The sequence below is a fragment of the Gordonia namibiensis NBRC 108229 genome (assembly GCF_000298235.1).
Lineage (GTDB): Bacteria > Actinomycetota > Actinomycetes > Mycobacteriales > Mycobacteriaceae > Gordonia > Gordonia namibiensis.
In genome coordinates this window covers 86,070-102,595 of sequence record NZ_BAHE01000056.1, presented here as the reverse complement: position 1 = coordinate 102,595, position 16,526 = coordinate 86,070, and the positions used below count along the sequence as shown (strand labels likewise).

The 16,526-nt window shown below is 67.7% G+C and carries 18 protein-coding genes; 15 read left to right on the top strand and 3 right to left on the bottom strand.

Translation table 11 applies throughout. The annotated features are described in order from the left end of the window. Positions 1-5: 5 nt before the first annotated feature. Both GONAM_RS20955 and GONAM_RS20950 read right to left on the bottom strand, forming a co-directional pair. Entirely contained in the window at positions 6-380 is a 375-nt protein-coding gene (locus tag GONAM_RS20955) for a hypothetical protein (RefSeq protein ID WP_006868757.1), read from the bottom strand. Beyond that, positions 377-742, bottom strand: a complete 366-nt coding sequence (locus GONAM_RS20950; protein ID WP_006868756.1) for a nuclear transport factor 2 family protein — start codon at positions 740-742, stop codon at positions 377-379. The genes GONAM_RS20955 and GONAM_RS20950 overlap by 4 nt, the downstream gene beginning before the upstream one ends. Before the next feature lie 112 nt (positions 743-854). On the opposite strand from GONAM_RS20950, the gene GONAM_RS20945 reads away from it, so the two are divergent. From GONAM_RS20945 to GONAM_RS20885, 13 genes are all read left to right on the top strand, one after another. Continuing rightward, positions 855-1,643, top strand: coding sequence for an enoyl-CoA hydratase/isomerase family protein (locus GONAM_RS20945; protein WP_006868755.1), 789 nt, complete (start codon positions 855-857; stop codon positions 1,641-1,643). Between the two features lie 69 nt (positions 1,644-1,712). Continuing rightward, positions 1,713-2,135, top strand: a complete 423-nt coding sequence (locus GONAM_RS20940) for a Zn-ribbon domain-containing OB-fold protein (protein WP_006868754.1) — start codon at positions 1,713-1,715, stop codon at positions 2,133-2,135. Next, on the top strand, positions 2,132-3,283 hold the full coding sequence (locus GONAM_RS20935) for a thiolase family protein (protein ID WP_006868753.1): 1,152 nt from the start codon (positions 2,132-2,134) through the stop codon (positions 3,281-3,283). Before GONAM_RS20940 ends, GONAM_RS20935 begins: the two co-directional genes overlap by 4 nt. A 27-nt stretch (positions 3,284-3,310) precedes the next feature. Then, entirely contained in the window at positions 3,311-4,516 is a 1,206-nt protein-coding gene (locus GONAM_RS20930; RefSeq protein WP_006868752.1) for an acyl-CoA dehydrogenase family protein, read from the top strand. Continuing rightward, entirely contained in the window at positions 4,513-5,502 is a 990-nt protein-coding gene (locus GONAM_RS20925) for a phosphotransferase family protein (protein ID WP_006868751.1), read from the top strand. The genes GONAM_RS20930 and GONAM_RS20925 overlap by 4 nt, the downstream gene beginning before the upstream one ends. Positions 5,503-5,549: 47 nt before the next feature. Further along, positions 5,550-6,752, top strand: coding sequence for an acyl-CoA dehydrogenase family protein (locus GONAM_RS20920; RefSeq protein ID WP_006868750.1), 1,203 nt, complete (start codon positions 5,550-5,552; stop codon positions 6,750-6,752). Further along, entirely contained in the window at positions 6,749-7,504 is a 756-nt protein-coding gene (locus GONAM_RS20915; protein ID WP_006868749.1) for an SDR family NAD(P)-dependent oxidoreductase, read from the top strand. Before GONAM_RS20920 ends, GONAM_RS20915 begins: the two co-directional genes overlap by 4 nt. A 10-nt stretch (positions 7,505-7,514) precedes the next feature. Further along, a complete protein-coding gene (locus GONAM_RS20910) occupies positions 7,515-8,324 on the top strand; it encodes an SDR family NAD(P)-dependent oxidoreductase (RefSeq protein ID WP_006868748.1) in 810 nt (269 codons plus the stop codon). Positions 8,325-8,370: 46 nt separating this feature from the next. Beyond that, positions 8,371-9,870, top strand: coding sequence for a class I adenylate-forming enzyme family protein (locus GONAM_RS20905; protein WP_006868747.1), 1,500 nt, complete (start codon positions 8,371-8,373; stop codon positions 9,868-9,870). A gap of 24 nt (positions 9,871-9,894) precedes the next feature. Beyond that, entirely contained in the window at positions 9,895-10,230 is a 336-nt protein-coding gene (locus GONAM_RS20900) for an EthD family reductase (protein ID WP_006868746.1), read from the top strand. An 11-nt stretch (positions 10,231-10,241) separates the two neighbouring features. Beyond that, positions 10,242-11,279, top strand: a complete 1,038-nt coding sequence (locus GONAM_RS20895; protein WP_245548653.1) for an MBL fold metallo-hydrolase — start codon at positions 10,242-10,244, stop codon at positions 11,277-11,279. Further along, the gene (locus tag GONAM_RS20890; protein WP_006868744.1) at positions 11,276-12,322 is read left to right on the top strand and encodes an NADP-dependent oxidoreductase; all 1,047 of its coding nucleotides are present in this window, start codon (positions 11,276-11,278) and stop codon (positions 12,320-12,322) included. Before GONAM_RS20895 ends, GONAM_RS20890 begins: the two co-directional genes overlap by 4 nt. Positions 12,323-12,324: 2 nt before the next feature. Beyond that, positions 12,325-13,374, top strand: coding sequence for an NAD(P)-dependent alcohol dehydrogenase (locus tag GONAM_RS20885; RefSeq protein WP_006868743.1), 1,050 nt, complete (start codon positions 12,325-12,327; stop codon positions 13,372-13,374). Positions 13,375-13,446: 72 nt separating this feature from the next. Here GONAM_RS20885 and GONAM_RS20880 read toward each other — a convergent pair whose 3' ends face one another. Continuing rightward, the gene (locus GONAM_RS20880) at positions 13,447-14,793 is read right to left on the bottom strand and encodes an FAD-dependent oxidoreductase (protein WP_006868742.1); all 1,347 of its coding nucleotides are present in this window, start codon (positions 14,791-14,793) and stop codon (positions 13,447-13,449) included. A gap of 186 nt (positions 14,794-14,979) precedes the next feature. On the opposite strand from GONAM_RS20880, the gene GONAM_RS20875 reads away from it, so the two are divergent. Both GONAM_RS20875 and GONAM_RS23050 read left to right on the top strand, forming a co-directional pair. Continuing rightward, positions 14,980-15,939, top strand: a complete 960-nt coding sequence (locus GONAM_RS20875; RefSeq protein ID WP_006868741.1) for an adenylate/guanylate cyclase domain-containing protein — start codon at positions 14,980-14,982, stop codon at positions 15,937-15,939. A gap of 390 nt (positions 15,940-16,329) precedes the next feature. After that, positions 16,330-16,464, top strand: coding sequence for a hypothetical protein (locus GONAM_RS23050; protein WP_280985377.1), 135 nt, complete (start codon positions 16,330-16,332; stop codon positions 16,462-16,464). Positions 16,465-16,526 lie beyond the last annotated feature (62 nt).

The window sequence follows — 16,526 nt, the reverse complement described above, 5'->3', positions numbered from 1 at the left end:
CGGAATCAGGCGAACGAGACCTCGGGCGTTCGCGCAATGAGCAGTCGCCGCACGCGGCCGGCGCCGTTCACCTGGGCCGTGGCGGTGAAGGAGGCCTCGAACTCCCCCGCCCGCGTGGTCCGTCCGAGAACCATCTCGCACCCGTCGGCAGTCACGCCGATATCGATGTGGTGGACCAGCACGCTCTTCTCGCGCTGCTCGAGGTAACCGATCAGACCCGCGCGGTCGCCGACGAACTCGGCCGACTGCCCCGCGCCCTTGGAGAACTGCACCGACATGACGAAGTCGTCGGCGATCATCCCCAGGACCCGATCCGGATCGTCGGAATCCATGTACTCGAACCACTGCGCGAGGATCGGGGTGATGGTGGTCGTTGTCATCGATTGACTCCTTCGGGAAGCAGGGCGAAGTCCGGGCTGAAGCTCACCTGATAGCGGTCGACGAGACCGTCGTCCCCGATGTGCATCGCCCCGACGAAGAACCCCGTGGTGCGGACGTCGTCCTCGGTGACCGAGCCCTGCGCGAACTCGAGATCCTGGTCGGCCGCGAGCCGGGCGAGGACGTGTTTCCGGTTGACCGGCGGGCGATTTCGAAGATACTCGAGCATCTTGTCGCGCCCGGAACCGCGGTTCTCACCGGTCGGCAGGATCATCGCGAACTCGACGTCCGGCGCCAGCATGGCCACCGCCTCGTCGAGTCGTCCGGCGTCGATCGTCGCGTAGTAGTTGTCGATCACAGTCATGAGCTGAACTTAGTTCAGGATTGGTGGCCCGTCGAGTATTGACTTCAGTTCAGGTGGCAGTTAGAACTGAAGTGAATCCAGTTCAACTCGAACACCCTCGAAGGAGAATCCCATGATCGACACCGACCACATCATCCTGGAGAAGGACGGCCCCGTCGCTCGCGTCTGGCTGAACCGCCCGCACAAGAAGAACGCGGTCACGCCGGAGCTGCTGCACCGTCTCGACGAGATCATCACCGAGGTCGACAACGACCCCGATCTGCTCGTTCTGGTGTTGCGCGGCAAGGGAAACCAGTTCTGCTCGGGCTTCGACCTCGACGTCCTCCTCAGCGACTACGTCGGCAGCACCACCGCCATGGACGTCGCCGTGCTCTCGGCCAAGGTCTGTGACCGGCTGTACTCGATGAACACCCCGTCCGTCGCCGTCCTCGAGGACTACGTCACCGCCGGCGGCTTCGAGCTCATGATCTCGTGCGACTTCGCCATCGCCGCAGACGATGCCAAGATCGGCGACTTCCACATCCGTCGCGCCCTGTTCGGCGGCGCCGGCCCGATCTACCGCCTGCCGCGCATGATCGGCGTCCGCAAGACCAAGGAGCTCATGCTCACCGGCAAGCTGCTGTCCGGTAAAGAAGCCACCGAGTGGGACCTGATCAACGCTTCGGCACCGGCCGCCGACCTCGACAAGCTCGAGGCCGAGTTCATCGCTCCGCTCATCGACAAGAGCCCGTTCATGATGAAGCTGACCAAGATGACGATCGACCGCGGTCTCGACGCCGACATCCAGTCGCTGATGGTCATGGAGCACCTGGCCGTGGGCAACGCACTGCAGTCCGAGGACGCCAAGGAAGGCGTGAACGCGTTCCTGCAGAAGCGTGAGCCCAAGTGGGTCGGCCGCTGATCGCTCGGCCACATATCAGCTGAGAAGCCAGCCCTCGAGAAAACAGAGAAGAACTGAAAGGGGAGGAACATGACGGTCGACGACAGTGCCGTCCGGAACGCCGTCGCCGACGACGCGACGGATCCCGCGGTGCTCCACGGATCGGAATGCACGGTGTGCGGTACGGTCGGCTTTCCCGCCGGCACGTATTGCTCGCGATGCGCAACCGCCACCGCCCGTCCGCGTGAGCTGAGCACCCGCGGCACCGTCTGGGCCTACACGGTGCAGCGTTTCGCACCGAAGTCGCCGCCGTATGTTCCTCCCCCCGAGGGCTTCTCCCCGTTCGCGATGGGATATGTGGAACTTCCCGAGGGCATCCGCATCGCGGGCATCCTCGAGGCCGACACCCTCGACGACCTGCAGGGAGCTCCCGCCACCCTCATCGCGACCCAGCCCGTTCCACGTTTCCTCGTGCTGCCCGAACCCACCGCCGACCAGGAGGACCGACGATGAGCGACGACGTCTTCATCATCGGCGCCGGACTGTCGAAGTTCGGGCGCCAGAACGGGATCAGCGGGCGCCAGATGGCGGTCACCGCCATCCAGACCGCACTCACCGATGCCGGCCTCACCTGGCCCGACGTCCAGGTCGCCTTCGGCGGCAGCGACGGATCCGGGCTCGCCGACACCCTCGTCGCCGAGCTGGGCTTCACCGGTATCCCCTTCACCAACGTCAAGAACGGTTGCGCCACAGGCGGAAGCGCACTCGTGTCCGCGGTCAACGCGGTCCGCGCCGGTGCCGCCGACATCGCCCTGGCCGTCGGCTTCGACAAGCACCCGCGCGGCGCATTCGACCCCCTCCCCGCGGAGTGGGGCCTGCCCGAGGGGTACGGCGAGGCCGGCCTCATGGTCACCACCCAGTTCTTCGGTTCGAAGATCGCCCGCTACATGAACGCCCACGGGATCTCCCGGGACACCCTGGCCGAGGTGGCCGCGAAGGCCTACCGCAACGGGGCGCTCAACCCCAACGCGTGGCGTCGGGATCCCATGCCCGCCGACGTGATCCGCGACGCCGACATGGTCAACGACCCGCTCACCCGCTACATGTTCTGCTCCCCTGGTGAAGGCGGGGCGGCAATCGTGGTGGCGAGCGAGTCCGCCGTACGCAGACTCGGCGGTCGCCCGGTCACCATCAAGGCGATCAGCCATCGCACCCGCCAGTTCGGTTCCTTCGAGGTCTTCAGCCCGGCGGTCCAGGGCAGTGGTGAACCGATCAGTGTCAGCACCGACGCCGCTCGGGCCGCCTTCGAGCAGGCCGGCATCGGGCCGGCAGACGTCGATGTCGCGCAGCTCCAGGACACCGAGAGCGGCGCGGAGATCATGCACATGGCCGAATGCGGGTTCTGCGAGCACGGCGAGCAGGAAGAGTGGATCGCCCAGGGTCGCACGGAGATCGGCGGCACTCTGCCGGTCAACACCGACGGCGGATGTATCGCAAACGGCGAGCCGATCGGCGCCTCCGGCCTGCGTCAGGTCCACGAGATCGTCACACAGTTGCGCGGTGAGGCGGGTGACCGGCAGGTCGACAATTCGCCGAAGGTCGGATTCACCCATGTCTACGGTGCGCCGGGCATCAGCGCCTGCACCGTTCTCGCCGTCTGACCCACTACTCTCACCGATCGGATCGACATGACGACCACACTGCCGGATCTGGCGACCTTCACCGACGATGCGCACACCTGGCTCTCGACGATCGCCCCGCGCCGTACCGATGCGGTGTGGGGCGTGGGCAGCGACTCCGTCGCCGTCTTCGAGAACTGGACCCCCGAGGAGGAGCGGGCCCACACCGACGCGATCTCCGCCTATGAGCGGACCAAGTTCGACGCCGGCTGGGGCGCTCTGACCTGGCCGGAGGCCTACGGCGGTCGCGATCTGCCGATGTCCTACGAGCTGGCCTTCCGCGCCGCCGAGGACCACTACGACATCCCCAAGCGAACCGAGATGTTCTCGGTCACACAACAACTCGTCGCACCGACCATCGCCCAGTGGGGCACGCCGGATCAGCAGGAGCGGTTCGTCCGGGCAATGCTGCGGACCGACCTCATCGCGTGCCAGCTCTTCTCCGAGACCGAGGCCGGCTCCGACCTCGCCGCGGTCCGGACCCGCGCGGTCCGCACCGAGGACGGCAACTGGCGTCTCGACGGCCACAAGGTGTGGACCTCGGGCGCCCTCGTCGCCGATTTCGGTGTGGCCGTGTGCCGTACCGATCCCCAGGCGGCGAAGCACAAGGGACTCACCGTCTTCCTCGTCCCGATGGACGTCGATGGCCTCACCGTGCGACCGATCCGGCAGATGACCGGCGGCAGTTCCTTCAACGAGGTCTACCTCGAGGGTGTCGTGCTCGACGACTCGCTCCGACTCGGACCGGTCGGCGAGGGGTGGTCGGTGGCCCTGACCGTCCTCGCCGCCGAGCGTCTCGACGGCGCCGGACTGGGTCTGGCCAACGCCGATCAGGCCCTCGAACTCGCCCGCCACCTGGGACGCGAACTGTCGGATGTGGAGCGCGACAAGGTCGCCGACCTCGCCACCCGGACCGCGGTCCAGCGGATCGCCGGGATGCGGGTCGCCCAGGCCATGCTCGGCGGTGTCGACCCCGGCCCGGAGGCGTCGTTGGGCAAGCTGCTCGCTGTCGACACCATGGCACGAACCAGCGAGCTGGTCCGCCTTCTCCTCGGTCGAGATCTGGTCGCCGACAACGGGACCTGGGGCAGCTTCGCCTGGACCGAGCACGTCCTCGGGGCTCCCGGTTACCGGATCGCCGGCGGCACCGACGAGATCCAGCACAACATCATCGCCGAGCGCGTCCTCGGCCTCCCGAAGGAGCCACGACTGTGACCCCCACCCTGGAGCAGCGCGTCACCGACCGCCTGCAGGCCTCCCACGGGCTGACCGTGGATTCGTTCGCGGTGCTTCCCGGCGGACACTCCGGGCTGACCTTCCGCGTCGGAACCCTCGACGACGCCGGGTCCCGCAGCGAATGGGTCGTGAAAGCGGTTCCCGAGGGTCAGAAGTCGATCGGCCGGCACGACATGCTGCGGCAGGCCACGATCCTGACGGCTCTGGCCGACACCGACGTGCCGGTGCCCCGTGTGCTCGAGGTCGACCGTGAGGAACCCGCCTGGTTCGCCATGGAACTCGTTGCCGGTGAGTCGCTCGAGCCCGTCCTCGACGACCCAGCCGTGGCTCCCGACCTCGCTGCGGCCCGGATGCTGCGCGCCGCCGAGATCCTCCCCCGTCTCCATGCCGTCGATCACCGGAAACTCCCCGGTCTCGCCGGCGACGTGGCCGGACCGGTGCTGTCGCCCGGTGACGAACTCGCCCGTTGGGGCAAGACACTGGGCGCGGTACCGCCCGAGCTCGTCGTCGGCGGTGCCGAACTCCTCGACGCCCTGGCCGCCACGGTGCCCGACCCCATCGCACCTTGCCTCGTCCACGGTGACTACCGGCTCGGCAACATCATCTCCGACGGTGTCGAACCGGTCGCGCTGATCGACTGGGAGATCTGGAGCATCGGCGACCCGCGCGTCGAACTCGGCTGGTTCCTGGTGTTCGCCGACGGGACCAACTTCCCTGGAGTCGGCCGCGAGGTTCCCTCCCTGCCGAGCGCCGAGGAACTCGTCGACGCGTACACCGCGGGTGGACCCGCTCTGCCCGATCTCGCCTGGTTCGACGCCCTCGGACGTCTCAAGATGGCGGCGATCATGGGCCACAACCTGCGCCGGCACCGCGAGGGACGCCACCACGATCCCGATCAGGAGAAGCTGCCCGCCACCATCTCCCGCCTCATCGAGACCGGCACCGCACTCATGGCTCGCACGTAGCCGAGAAAACCACCCCTACCCGACCATCCGATTTCAGGAGACTCCCCGTGGACTTCGCCTACTCCGACCGGACGCGCGACCTCGCCGTCCGGCTCGAGTCGTTCATGACCGACCACGTCCTGCCCGCCGAGAAGATCTACGACGAGCAGATCGAGGCCAACGACAACCCGCACGAGCAGCCGCAGATCATGCGTGACCTGCAGAAGACCGCCCGCGACCTCGGTCTGTGGAACCTCTTCATGACGCACGACGGACTCGGCGCCGGGCTCACCAACCTCGAGTACGCCCCGCTCGCCGAGATCGTCGGACGTTCGATCATCGGCAACGAGGCCATCAACTGCTCGGCCCCGGACACCGGCAACATGGAGATCCTCGCCATGTACGGCACCGAGGCGCAGAAGGCACAGTGGCTGAAGCCGTTGCTGGACTGCAGCATCCGCTCGGCGTTCGCCATGACCGAACCCGCGGTCGCCTCGTCGGACGCCACCAACATCACCTCGACGATCCGCCGCGACGGCGACCACTACGTGCTCAACGGCCGCAAGTGGTACACCTCCGGAATCCTCGACCCGGACTGCAAGCTCATCATCTTCATGGGCAAGTCCGATCCGGACGGGCCCACCTACCGCCAGCAGAGCATGATCCTGGTGCCGACGGACACTCCCGGTATCGAGGTCATCCGCGACCTCCCGATGTTCGGGTTCAAAGACCGTCTCGGCCACGGCGAGGTCCAGTTCACCGACGTCCGGGTGCCGGTGGAGAACATGCTCGGCGAGGAGGGCGACGGTTTCGCCATCGCGCAGGGTCGCCTGGGACCGGGGCGCATGCATTACGCGATGCGCGCGGTGGGCATGGCCGAACGTGCGCTGGACATGATGTGCCGCCGCGCCCAGGAGCGCGTCGCGTTCGGTGGCCCGCTGGCGAGCCGCGGTGTGGTCCGCGAGTGGATCGCCCGCAGCCGGATCGAGATCGACCAGATCCGCCTGCTCGTCCTGTACTCGTCCTGGCTGATGGACACCCAGGGCAACGCCGCCGCCCGCTCCGAGGTCGCGGCCATCAAGGTCTCCGCCATGGAGGTCGCGCACAAGGTCGTCGACCGGGCGGTCCAGACCTACGGCGCCGCCGGCGTCAGCAACGACACCGTCCTGGCCCGACTCCACGCGATCACCCGCGCACTGCAGATCGCCGACGGCCCCAACGAGGTCCACCTGCGCACCATCGCCCGACTGGAAGTGAAGAAGCACTCGTGAGCAACGAACTGAACGGCAAGGTCGCTCTGGTCACCGGCGCGAGCCGGGGACTCGGACTGGCCATCGCCCGGGGTCTCAAGGAAGCCGGCGCAACGGTCGTCGTCGCCAGCCGCAAGCTCGACGCCTGCGTGGAGGCCGTCGCCGCCCTCGACGACGTGACGACCGGTGAAGCGCATCCGCTCGCACTGCACGTCGGCCGCTGGGATGAGCTCGAACCCGCCGTCGACGGCATCATCGAACGTCACGGAAGCCTGGACATCCTGGTCAACAACGCCGGCATCGCGCCGCTCGAGAAGGACCTGATGTCGGTCTCGGAGTCCTTGTGGGACAAGACCATCGAGGTCAACGTCAAGGGACCGTTCCGGCTCATGGCGGTGGCCGGCGATCGGATGCGCGCCAACGGCGGCGGCTCGATCATCAACATCTCGAGCATCGGGGCGGTGCGCCCGAGCCCCGCCGAGGCGATGTACGCGGCGGCCAAGAACGGCCTCAACGCCCTCACCCAGGCGTTCGCGCAGGAATACGCACCGACGGTGCGCGTGAACTGCGTGATGCCCGGCAGCTTCGCCACCGACATGGCGGAGAATTGGGACGAGGAGTTCATCGGGCTGGTCACCAACCGCCTTCCCGCCGGACGCCTCGGACGGCCGGAGGAGATCGCCGGGATGGTCACCCATCTGGCGAGCGACGCCGCCGGTTACACGACCGGCGCATTGATCCCGGTCGACGGCGGCCGGACCGCGGTCTACTGAGGGGAGAACCATGACCATCGACACAAGTGATCATCCGGGAGGTTCCCCGGCGGCACTCTTCGGGCTCGCGGGCAAGACCGCGGTCGTGACCGGGGCGTCGTCGGGCCTGGGCCTGGGCTTCGCCGCGACGCTCGCCGGGGCTGGCGCCACGGTCTACGCGGCCGCACGCCGGCTCGACCGTCTGCAGGAGCTCGCCGACAAGTACCCCAGCGTCGTCCCGTTCCGTTGCGACGTCACCGACGACGCCGACCGTCGCGCACTCATCGACACGGCGTTCGACGCAGCAGGCAGCGTCGACATCCTGGTGAACAATGCCGGTATGGCCGGCCCGCCCCACGCCGAGCAGGAGACACCCGAGGGTTTCGCCCGCATCCTCGACCTGAACCTCCTCGCCGGTTTCCACCTGTCCACCCATCTCGTCACCCGCCTGACCGAGAACGCCGCCGACGACACCCCGGTCAACGCGTCGATCATCAACATCGCGTCGGTCGTCGGCCTCGTGTCGACCGCCCCCATCGGCGGGGCGTCGTACGCCGCGTCGAAGGCCGGCACCCTCGGCATGACCCGAGAGCTCGCCGGCCAGTGGGGCCGCCGCGGCGTGCGGGTGAACGCCGTCGTCCCGGGCTGGTTCGACACCGAGATGACCGACGGGCTGTTCACCAACGAGAAGTCGGCCGGCTGGGTCCGTCGCAACACGATGCTGGGCCGAGGCGGACGCGAGGGCGAGGTCGACGGCGCCGTGCTGTTCCTGTCCTCGGATGCGTCCTCCTACGTCACCGGGCAGACCCTGGTCGTCGACGGCGGGTGGACCGCACGATGAACACCACCCATCCCCATCACGTCGGAACTTCCCTGAGTGAGGCGAAATGAAGACTCTGGCAACCGAATTGCTCGAACGGGCAAGCAGCACCCCCGACGCCATCGCGGTCGTCGACCAGTTCGGTGAGCACGCGATCGGCACCGTCGTCTCGACGGCACAACGAGTCGCCGATGCCATCGCCGCGCACCGCGACGAGGCCCCCACGGTGATCGTCCAGGCCGACAACACCTGGCTGACCCTGGCCTGCGTGGTGGCCACCGGCCTGCGCGACGGCGTCGTCGCGGTCCTGAGCCCGCACGCAACCGCCTCCGAGTTCGACCTGGCCGTCGAGGACATCGCACCCGACGTGGTCATCGCCACCGACGAGGTGCTCGAGCACTGGGGCGCCACGGACGGCCGGTTCGGTCATCGCCTGCTCGCCGGGGACCGGACCGTGCTCGCCGCGGACACCTTCGGCGCAATCGACCGTTGGGCCGGCGGCTCCGCCGTCGCGATGACCTCCGGCTCGACCGGACGGCCCAAATGTGTTGTGCAGTCCGAGAAAGCCATTCGCTACGCGGCCCAGTCGACCATCGAGATCGTCGGGCTCCGCCCCGGCGAGGCAGTGGGCGCGTTCGTCCCGCTGTCGTCGGTGGCGGCGTTCTGCTTCGGCCTCTACCTGCCCGCCTACCTCGGCGGCCGGATGGTCAGCATCGAGCGCTGGACCCCCGCGGGAGCCCTGGAGGCCATGCGCCGCCACGAGGTGGCCTGGACGATGCTCGTCCCCACGATGGCGCTCCAGCTCTCCATCGCCGACGGCGCCGACCAGCCGTTGACCTCACTGCGTGCCATGACGGTGGGCGGCGGACCGATGAACGTGCGTGCGCTGCGTGAGGCCGAGGAGACCCTGGGAACCACGTTCCTGCGCGTGTTCGGCATGTCCGAATGCCTCGGCCACACCAGCCCGCTGCCGACCGACCCGCCGGAGCTGCGTCTCGGACGCGACGGAAAGCCGTTCCCGGGCACCGTCGTCCGCGCCGTCGACGCATCCGGCGCCGAGTTGCCGCCCGGTCAGATCGGTGATGCACAGGTGCGCGGCCCGTCGCTGTTCGTCGGGTACGCGCGCGGCGGTGTCCCGCAACCCCCGGAGCTGACCGCCGACGGTTTCCTGCCCACCGGCGACCTCGTCGAGGTCGGCGAGGACGGCTTCATCCAGGTCATGGGCCGACAGAAGCAGATCATCATCCGCGGCGGACGCAACATCGACATCAACGAGGTCGAGAGTGCCATCGCCGGCCTGCCCGGGGTGGTGCAGGTCTGCGTGGTCCCGGTTCCCGACGACCTGCTCGGCGAACGGGCCGCGGCCCTGGTCGTCGCGGGGGACGCAGAGATCACGCTCGAGTCGATCACCGCACAACTCGACCAGTCCGGATTCCCGAAGTTCAAGTGGCCCGAGTACGTCTTCTCGGTCGAGGACCTTCCCCAGAACCGGGTCGGTAAGCTCTCGCGACCCGACGCCATCTCGCTGGCCAGCCGGCTCGCCGGACGTACCCACGAAAACGCCTGACCCGCAACGACGCTAGGAAACGACATGTTCAATCTGATGGTGCTCGCATCCCGACCGAGCGACTGGACCCACGACCAGTTCATCGAGTGGTGGCGCGGCGAGCACGCCGATGTCACCTACCCGCTCCCCGGCCTCCTGCGCTGGCAGCACACCGAGATCGTGGAGGGATTCGATGAGAAGTCCTCGGGGTGGGACGGATTGTCGGTCCTGAGCTTCGCATCCCGGGAAGCCCTCGAGGCGGCCCTGCGCAGCCCCGAGTGGGCGGCGGCGGTCGAGCATGTCGGCGCGATGCGCGGACGTCGGATGATCTGGTACGGCGACGAGAAGACCATGGTGCCGCTGACTGCACCGACGCCGTGAACCGTTCGGCCGTGAGCCGTACGGCCGTGAGCCGTACGGCTTGGCTCGAGCCGGGATGCCACCCCGTCGTCGACGGCGTGCACCGCATCCCGCTCGAGCTGCCCCAGGACGGACTGCGGGCGGTGAATGTCTATGTGCTCGAAACCGACTCGGGGCTCGCCCTGATCGACGGCGGATGGCACCGACCGGGCACCCACGAGGAGATGTCCACCGCCCTCGCCTCGATCGGTCGCCGACCGCACGAGATCACCGACATCTTCGTCACGCACATCCACCGCGATCACTACACGTTCGCCGTCGAACTCCGGCGCCGATACGGCTGCGCCATCCACATGGGCGCGCGCGAGGCACACGGGCTCGTCGAGATCGCCCGGATCAACAGCAATGTGCCGGAGGAGTCACTCATCCAGGCCCGTCGGTCCGGCGCCTACGAACTCGCCGACGAGGTCTACCGCCTGACGGTCGACGAGCCGTTCGACGTCGACGACTGGGACACCCCGGACACCTGGCTGCAACCGGGACTGTTGCCGTTGCCCGGCCGACGTATCGAGGCGGTACACACCCCCGGCCACACCAAGGGCCACATGGTCTTCCACGACCTCGACACCGGCCTGTCGTTCACCGGCGATCACATTCTGCCGACGATCACACCGTCGATCGGTTTCGAACTCGGCGTCTGGGACCTCCCCCTCGCCAAGTTCCTGAGCTCCCTCGAACTGATGGTCGCGGACGAGTCCCCGCGCACGATCGCCCCGGCGCACGGCGACGTCGGTGGCCTCGTCGGCGAGCGCGCCCAGGTCCTCCTGGAACACCACCGGAGAAGGTTCGACGAGATCCTGGCGGTGCTCGACGACGCCGGGCGCGCACTGCCCGGTCACCAGGTTGCCGAGAGACTCCTCTGGACTCGCCACAATCGACCCTTCTCCTCGCTCGACACCTTCAACCGGCTGATCGCCGTGTGCGAGACGATGGCGCACCTCGATGTCCTCGTCGTTGACAGCCGGCTCACGGTCCGGTGCATCGACGGCGTGGACCACTTCCGCAGATGATCTCCTCGACGCAGGTGGTGACGCTCGCGCGCCGACCCCGCGGGCCTCTGCGCGCCGGTGATCTCGCCATCACCGACCAGGCTCTGCCACCGCTGCGCCCCGGGGACGTGCTCGTGCGGAACACCTGGCTGTCGGTCGATCCGTCGATCCGGATCAGACTGGCCGAGACGACCCCGGACGGATACCTCCCCCCGTTCGCACTCGGCGAACCTCTCGCAGGTCTGGCGCTGGGAGTCGTCGTCGATTCCCGATCGCCGGAGTTCGCTGTTGGACAACATGTCTCACACCTGTGTGGTTTCCGCGAGCATGCCGTCGTCCGTGCCGACGGCGCGACTCTCGGCGGATACGGCGGCCTCTCGGTCGTCGACACCCTGGACCACCCTCCCCAGTGGTTCCTGGGCCCGCTGGGCAGTTCGGGACTGACCGCCTACGCGGGCGTGCACGCGGTCCTCGACGTCAAACACACCGACACGGTGTGGGTCTCGGCTGCGGCCGGCGCCGTGGGCGGTCTCGTCGCACAACTGTCACGCCTGCGCGGTGCCACCGTCGTCGGTTCCGCCGGCAGTCCGGCGAAGGTCGAGTACCTCCGCGAGCGACTCGGACTCGATGCCGCCTTCGACCATCGCCGGTCCCCGTTGACCGACCGGTTGGCGGAAACGGTACCCGCAGGCATCACCGCCTACTTCGACAGCGTCGGCGGCGATCATCTCGAAGCGGCTCTGGATGCGATGAACCCCGGTGGTCGGGTCGCCGTGTGCGGGGCCATCGCCGCGTACGACGCCGAGACGCCACCGCCGGGTCCCCGCAACCTCTTTCAACTGGTCTCCAAGAGCATCACCGTGCAGGGTTACCGCGCGGGCTCCTACAACGACCTTCTCCCGGCCATGCAGCGCGAGATCGGCGAACACCTGGCGCAGGGCCGGATGCACTACGAGGAAACCGTTTTCGACGGTCTGGAGTCCGCACCCGCGGCTCTGGCCGCGATGCTCGAGGGACTCACCACCGGGAAGACGCTCGTGCGTCTGGACGAGAACAGGAGTTGACCATGCTGGCAGTACAACTCACCGAATGGGGGCGTCCCCCGGTGGTGCGGGAGATCGCCGACCCGGAGCCGACCGGCACCGAACTTCTCCTCGACGTCGACGCCGCAGGACTCTGCCTGTCCGACCTGCACGTCATGGACACCCCGTCCGGCGTCTTCGACTACCCGTTGCCCCTGACCCTCGGCCACGAGGTGGCCGGGACCGTGCGTGCGGTCGGACCTCAGGCCGATCCCGCCTGGATCGGCGAAACGGTCGTCGTGCACGGGATCTGGTCATGCGGAACCTGCCGAAACTGTGCCCGTGGACGCGAGAACTACTGCCTCTCACTGGCTCGCAAGCCCGGGGGCCGGAACCCACGGATCGGAAACGGACTCGGACATCACGGTGGTCTGGCCGAACGCCTGCTGGTTCCGTCGGCGGATGTGCTGGTCCCGACCAACGGTCTCGATCCGACGGTCGCAGCGCCTCTCGCGGACGCCGGCCTCACCGCCTACCACGCCATCTCGTCGAACTCCGATCTCATCGACGCGTCGACGGTCGCCGTCGTCATCGGCGTCGGGGGCCTGGGCCACATGGCCATTCAGATCCTGCGTGCCATGGGTGTGGGTGCGGTGATCGCGGTCGACAACCGTGAGCAGGCCCGCGCGTTGGCCCTGGCCCTGAAGGCCGACGCGTCGTATCCGTCGGTCGACGAAGCGGCGGAGGACATCCGCGCACGCGGCGGAGCCGACATCGTCCTCGACTTCGCCGGCGCCCCGGCGACGGTCGAACCAGCCACCACCGTCCTCGGTCCCGGGGGCCGCCTGGTGATCGTGGGGACCGCCGGCGGTCGCGTGACGGTCGGCAAGGACGTCGGCCTCGCCTCGGGCTGGCAGGTCCGAGCGCCGTTCTGGGGCACACGATCCGACCTCGCCGCGGTGGTGGCGCTGGCCGCCGCCGGCAAACTCACAGCAGAGACCGTGACCTTCGACCTGCGTGATGCACCCGAGGCGTACGAGCAGTTGCGCCGCGGCGAGCTGCCCGGCCGCGCGGTCGTCCTTCCGAAGCACTGAGCCGCTACGACGACGAAAGGAGCGCCCGACCTGGCGGTCGGGCGCTCCTTTTGTCGCTTCAGGTGCGTCGGGTCAGCGCACCGACAGGGTTGAGCTCGCGGTGTTCGCGGCCGTCAGGCCGAAGGTCAGCGCTGTCGCCAGGCCGCCGCCGTAGGCGCGGTACCAGAGCCCACCGGTGTCCGATCCTGCCGCAAGAAGACCCGGAATCGGTTGTCCCGCTTCGTCGAGCACCCGGGCTTCGGTGTCGATCAAGATTCCGTAGAAGGGGAAGGTGACCGCGGGGACCGTCTCGATGATGTAGTACGGGGCCTCGTCGAGCGGTTGCGGGTCGAGCGTGTGCGCCGGTGAGGCCTTGTTCTCCTTGATCGCCTCGTTGTACTCGGTGATCGCGGCGGCGATGGCCTTGCCGTCGTAGCCCCACTCCTCGGGAAGGTACTCGAACTCCTCCAGGGACTCGGCCATGCCGACCCGTCCGCCGCGCTTGGCGGTGATCCCGAACTTGTCCGGGGCGACGGCACCTTCGACGTAGGGCGCCGTCATCCAGTCGCGGTACACACGCGCGTCGGCGACCAGGAGACCTCGTGCCTCGGGCTGCTCGAGGAGCTCGATGGTGTTCAGGTGATCGCCCAGGGTCTCGTCGACGAAACGCTTGTTCTCGACGTTGAACAGCAGGCAGTGCTCACTGTAGTACAGCGCCAGTTCGACGAAGTCGTCCTCTCCCAACGAGATTCCGCTCGGGATGAGGTGTCCGTAGAACCCTGCGTGCTCCTTGCCGAAGGCGGCCCCGACCTCGCGTGCGAGTCGGTGTCCGCCGCCGGCGCTGTTCGGGTTGGAGCGCAGTTCGATCGTCCGCGCTTCGGGATGCAGGTGGCGCGCTCGGAGTTCCGGATCGGCCTGGAATCCCCCGGTGGCGATCACGGTGTAGGCCGCACGGATCTCCCGCTCCTCGCCGTCTGCCGAGGTGACCACGGCGCCCACGACGGTGCCGTCTTCGACGATGAGCCGGCGGGTCTCGGTGTTGAGGAGGAGCTCGTTCCCGGTCTCGCTCAGTTTCTTCCGGCACAGCTCGAGGAAGTGGTTGGTGTCGAACTTGTATCCGGCTCCGTAAGGCAGGATCGGCTGGCGTTCGCCCACATCGGCACCGAACGACCGCAGCCACTCGACGGCCTCCGGGAAGCGGTCAACGAGGTGTCGACGCAGTTCGTCGTCGCCGCCCGGGTTGTGCTTGTCCATCGCGCCGTGGTCCGGCATCGACCACACGTAGCCAGCGTACCGGGCCGACCCGCCGATGTCGCCGGCGACGTCGACCATGCAGACCCGGAGCCCGGCCTCCGCGGCGCGAGCACCGACAGTGCAACCTGCCATGCCGGCTCCGATGATGAGCAGGTCGTATCGATTGTCGGTCAAGCCAACCTCCATTGCCATTCCTGAACTGATATCAGTTTATGATGCTGCTCGGGCCGCTGTGATGTCAACAACAGCGGATAGGTTCTGCGCGCCAGGTCTCTCGATGAGGGGTTTACCGGTCTTGACCCGTCGCGGTGATCCTCGACGCACTGCCGAGAACGGTCCGCGGTGCGCGCCGAGGTGAGGGAGACTGCTCCCATGCGTGAGGTCACCGAATCCAGTGGAACCACCGACGCGTCCGAGGGCGAGGACAGCCCGTACACCCCTCGCTACACCCGTGACGAGCTCATCGAGAAGCTCGGCGTTTCCGCGGAGTTCGCGGAGAAAGCGTGGAATGCCTTCGGATTCGCGCGGAGGTCGTCGGAAGAGAAGGTCTTCTCCGATCGCGACATGGAGGCCCTGGAGATGTTCAACGCATCGTCGGGGGCGATGCCGGAGACCACCCAGATCGCGATGGCGCGGGCCATCGGCCAGACCATCTCCCGTCTGGCCGAGTGGGAGGCCGAGCAGCTCCGCGAGATCGCCGACGACCCGACGATCCCCTGGACGTTGGAGCAGATGAGCGAAGCACTCGGCCAGATCCAGCACCTCATCTGGCGCCGGCACATGGCGCTGGCCATCGAACGGCACACCGACCACTCCTCAGAGGAGAAGGTCGACCTCGTCGTCGGTTTCGCCGACATCGTCGGCTACACGAGCCTGTCCCGTCGCATCGATCTGGGTGACCTCGAGGCCTTGCTGGGTTCGTTCGAGGACGACACCTTCGACGTCGTCGTCGATCACGGCGGCCGCGTGGTCAAAACCCTCGGCGACGCCGTGATGTTCACCTTTGACGATTCCGGAGCCGCCGCAGCCGCTGCACTCGAGATCCATCGCCTCTCCGAGAGCGACCACCTGCCGCCGCTCCGGGTCGGCCTCGCCCGTGGCGCGGTGCTCCCCCGCCTCGGTGACGTCTTCGGCGAACCGGTCAACATCGCGTCGCGACTGACGAGTTCCGCACGTCCCGGAACCACCCTGGTCGACGATTCGGTCGCCACCCAGATCGCCGACGACGACCGGTTCTATCTCAAGTCGATGCCGTCCCTCCGCGTTCGCGGTTACAAACACCTCAAAGCCCGTGTGCTGGAGCCTCATCGCGACGGACCACTCAGCGACTGACCGGCGAACCTCAACTCGACCGGCAGACTTCGATCGACGTCTGTGAGTCGAGTTGAGGTTCGCCGGTTGGCTGTGGATGGCGTTCGCGCGGTCCGGCCGCCACGAATTACGCTGTCTCGACGAGGAAAGAGGGCAGCGTGGACCGAGGACGATCGGAAAACTGGCGAAGCACGCGCCGCTACTCCGGACGACACCGCGGAGTGGACACCCGCACACCGCAGGAGAAGTGGGCGGAACGTCGCGACCGGGCGCGCCAGGAATTCGTCGACGACATCAGGGAACGCGTACAGCTGTGGCTGGAGTGCTTGCCGTCGTTCATCGGATTCGCGTTCGGGGTATTCGTCGGTGTCAGCGTTTGGAGATGATCATGCAGTGGAGCGCGGGGGTGAGATGACCGAAGATATGCATACCGGCCGGTGGCGCCGGCCGAAGACCTATCTGACGGGCCGGTTCTCCATGCTCGTCACCTACCCGATCTCGTCCTTCTGCCTCGGCCTCCTCGTCGCCTACCTGATGGTCCGGTGATGGCTGAAGACCCCTACAACGGCCCGCCATTGATGCGCAGCGGACGCCGGTACACACCGCGT

Coding starts and splice junctions, on each gene's coding strand:
- GONAM_RS20875 (WP_006868741.1), top strand. CDS start 14,980: ATGCGTGAGGTCACCGAATCCAGTGGAACCACCGACGCGTCCGAGGGC.
- GONAM_RS20890 (WP_006868744.1), top strand. CDS start 11,276: ATGATCTCCTCGACGCAGGTGGTGACGCTCGCGCGCCGACCCCGCGGG.
- GONAM_RS20910 (WP_006868748.1), top strand. CDS start 7,515: ATGACCATCGACACAAGTGATCATCCGGGAGGTTCCCCGGCGGCACTC.
- GONAM_RS20950 (WP_006868756.1), bottom strand. CDS start 742: ATGACTGTGATCGACAACTACTACGCGACGATCGACGCCGGACGACTC.
- GONAM_RS20885 (WP_006868743.1), top strand. CDS start 12,325: ATGCTGGCAGTACAACTCACCGAATGGGGGCGTCCCCCGGTGGTGCGG.
- GONAM_RS20935 (WP_006868753.1), top strand. CDS start 2,132: ATGAGCGACGACGTCTTCATCATCGGCGCCGGACTGTCGAAGTTCGGG.
- GONAM_RS20945 (WP_006868755.1), top strand. CDS start 855: ATGATCGACACCGACCACATCATCCTGGAGAAGGACGGCCCCGTCGCT.
- GONAM_RS20880 (WP_006868742.1), bottom strand. CDS start 14,793: ATGGAGGTTGGCTTGACCGACAATCGATACGACCTGCTCATCATCGGA.
- GONAM_RS20955 (WP_006868757.1), bottom strand. CDS start 380: ATGACAACGACCACCATCACCCCGATCCTCGCGCAGTGGTTCGAGTAC.
- GONAM_RS20900 (WP_006868746.1), top strand. CDS start 9,895: ATGTTCAATCTGATGGTGCTCGCATCCCGACCGAGCGACTGGACCCAC.
- GONAM_RS23050 (WP_280985377.1), top strand. CDS start 16,330: ATGACCGAAGATATGCATACCGGCCGGTGGCGCCGGCCGAAGACCTAT.
- GONAM_RS20905 (WP_006868747.1), top strand. CDS start 8,371: ATGAAGACTCTGGCAACCGAATTGCTCGAACGGGCAAGCAGCACCCCC.
- GONAM_RS20930 (WP_006868752.1), top strand. CDS start 3,311: ATGACGACCACACTGCCGGATCTGGCGACCTTCACCGACGATGCGCAC.
- GONAM_RS20940 (WP_006868754.1), top strand. CDS start 1,713: ATGACGGTCGACGACAGTGCCGTCCGGAACGCCGTCGCCGACGACGCG.